We start from the raw sequence: 2,443 nt of genomic DNA, 5'->3' as shown, positions 1-2,443 counted from the left end.
GTCGTGGGCAGCGGCGCCGGCTTCATCACCGCGGTGCTCGCAGACCGTGTGCCGTTCCTGCGACGCGGCCTGTTGCCGATCGGCAACATGGTCTCGGCGCTGCCGATCATCGGCGTCGCGCCGATCATGGTGATGTGGTTCGGCTTCGACTGGCAGTCCAAGGCGGCGGTGGTCATCATCATGACCTTCTTCCCGATGCTGGTGAACACGGTCGCCGGTCTGGCCGCCTCCGGCCATATGGAGCGCGACCTGATGCGCACCTACGCGTCGGGCTACTGGCCGACGCTCTTGAAGCTTCGGCTGCCGGCAGCAGCTCCCTTCATCTTCAACGCGCTGAAGATCAACTCGACGCTGGCGCTGATCGGCGCCATCGTTGCCGAGTTCTTCGGCACGCCTGTCGTCGGCATGGGCTTCCGCATCTCGACCGAGGTCGGGCGGATGAACATCGACATGGTCTGGGCCGAAATCGCAGTTGCAGCACTTGCGGGTTCGGTCTTTTATGGCGTGGTCGCTCTTGTGGAAAGAGCCGTCACGTTTTGGCATCCCTCTGTCCGTGGTGGATAGGGGCGGTGGGTTTAGGGCACTAACTTCAGAGGGTAACAAAATGAAAAGACTGATTATTCCCGTTCTGGCTGGCGCGATGTCGCTTGCCGCTTTCCAGGCAATGGCCGCCGACAAGGTGACGTTGCAGCTGAAATGGGTCACGCAGGCCCAGTTTGCCGGCTACTATGTCGCCAAGGCCAAGGGTTTTTATGAGGCCGAGGGTCTCGACGTCGACATCAAGCCGGGCGGTCCCGATATCGCGCCCGAGCAGGTGATCGCCGGCGGTGGTGCCGACGTTATCGTCGACTGGATGGGCGGTGCGCTGGCTGCCCGCGAAAAGGGCGTGCCGCTGGTCAACATCGCCCAGCCGTTCAAGAAGGCCGGCATGGAGCTGGTCTGCCCGAAGGACGGCCCGATCAAGACCGAAGCCGACTTCAAAGGTCACACGCTCGGCGTCTGGTTCTTCGGCAACGAGTATCCGTTCTACGCCTGGATGAACAAGCTCGGCCTGAAGACCGAGGGCGGCCCGGACGGCGTCACGGTGCTCAAGCAGAGTTTTGACGTGCAGCCGCTGATCCAGAAGCAGGCGGACTGCATCTCGGTCATGACCTACAACGAATACTGGCAACTGATCGACGCCGGCTACAAGCCGGAACAGCTGACCGTGTTCAACTACTCGGCCATGGGCAACGACCTGCTCGAGGACGGGCTCTATGCGTCCGAAGACAAGCTCAAGGATCCGGCCTTCGAAGACAAGATGGTGCGTTTCGTGCGCGCCTCGATGAAGGGCTGGAAATATGCCATCGACAACAATGACGAAGCCGCAGGCATCGTCATGGACGGCGGCGGCCAGGACGAGAACCACCAGAAGCGCATGATGAGCGAAGTCGCCAAGCTGATCGACAATGCCGACGGCAAACTTGACCCGGCGACCTACGAGCGCACCGCCAAGGCGCTGCTCGACCAGAAGATCATCACCAAGGAGCCGACCGGCGCCTACACCACCGCCATCACCGACAAAGCGGTCAAGTAAGCCTAGCCGGCAACATATCTATCCAGAAAGCGGCGCATCCGGCAGAAATGTCAGAGGCGCCGTTCCTTTATGGTGTTCATGACGAAGCTGGTCTCGATCGAGGCGACGCATTTCAGCCGCGCGATCTTTTCCTTGATGAAGCGCTCGTATTGTTCGAGGCTTCCCGTCACCACTTTCAGCACATAGTCGCGCGAACCGGTGACGAGGTGGCATTCCAGCACCTCTTCCCAGCCGCGGATCGCGTCCTCGAACATCACGATCTCGTCTTCGTTCTGGCGGCTGAGCCGGATGGTGGCGATGGCGACCATGCTCCAGCCGAAGGCTGAGGGATCGACCAGCGTGGTGTAGCCTCTGATGACCCCGGTCTCCTCCAGCCGCCGCACACGCCTCAGGCAGGGCGACGGCGACAGGCCGATGCGCTCGGCAAGCTCGTTGTTGGTGATGCGGGCGTCGGCCCGCAGCTCACGCAGGATTTTCAGGTCGAAATCGTCGGCTATCTTCTGCTGCACTTTCGGTCTCTCCAGGCAATTTGTTGCGGGGATGCAGCCATGTGAGCCCAAAAATAGCAAGGACTGGTGGAACGAGATCGCATAAATTGCCGTTCACTATTTCACTCGAACAGGCAGGAAAAGCCATGACCGCGCCACGCCCGTCGAAAACCCATATCGGCAACCACAAGCTCCACCCGGAGACGCTGATGCTGAGCTATGGCTTCGATCCGCAGCTGTCGGAGGGCGCCGTCAAGCCGCCGGTGTTCCTGACCTCGACCTTCGTGTTCAAGTCGGCGGAGGAGGGACGCGACTTCTTCGACTACACATCCGGCAGGAAGGAGCCGCCGAGCGGCACCGCCTCCGGCCTGGTCTATTC

The 2,443-nt window shown here is 61.2% G+C and carries 3 protein-coding genes and 1 pseudogene; 3 read left to right on the top strand and 1 reads right to left on the bottom strand.

Translation table 11 applies throughout. The features are described 5' to 3' along the window. Positions 1–564 (top strand): ABC transporter permease (locus tag EN991_RS32330; RefSeq protein ID WP_164769533.1); only part of this gene is annotated, 564 nt, incomplete at its 5' end. A gap of 40 nt (positions 565–604) precedes the next feature. Next, entirely contained in the window at positions 605–1,576 is a 972-nt protein-coding gene (locus tag EN991_RS32325; protein WP_013530916.1) for an ABC transporter substrate-binding protein, read from the top strand. A 50-nt stretch (positions 1,577–1,626) separates the two neighbouring features. Here EN991_RS32325 and EN991_RS32320 read toward each other — a convergent pair whose 3' ends face one another. Continuing rightward, positions 1,627–2,085, bottom strand: coding sequence for an Lrp/AsnC family transcriptional regulator (locus tag EN991_RS32320; protein ID WP_024501498.1), 459 nt, complete (start codon positions 2,083–2,085; stop codon positions 1,627–1,629). Positions 2,086–2,210: 125 nt separating this feature from the next. On the opposite strand from EN991_RS32320, the pseudogene EN991_RS32315 reads away from it, so the two are divergent. Continuing rightward, positions 2,211–2,443, top strand: a pseudogene (locus EN991_RS32315) (methionine gamma-lyase); the annotation flags it as partial.

It is taken from the genome of Mesorhizobium sp. M7A.F.Ca.US.005.03.2.1 (assembly GCF_003997795.1).
Lineage (GTDB): Bacteria > Pseudomonadota > Alphaproteobacteria > Rhizobiales > Rhizobiaceae > Mesorhizobium > Mesorhizobium ciceri.
Note: the sequence above shows the minus strand (reverse complement) of the source record. Positions and strands in the feature narration are given on the sequence as shown.

Bases quoted from the DNA above. Each gene is read 5' to 3' on its own strand.
- EN991_RS32325 (WP_013530916.1), top strand. From the start codon at position 605: ATGAAAAGACTGATTATTCCCGTTCTGGCTGGCGCGATGTCGCTTGCC.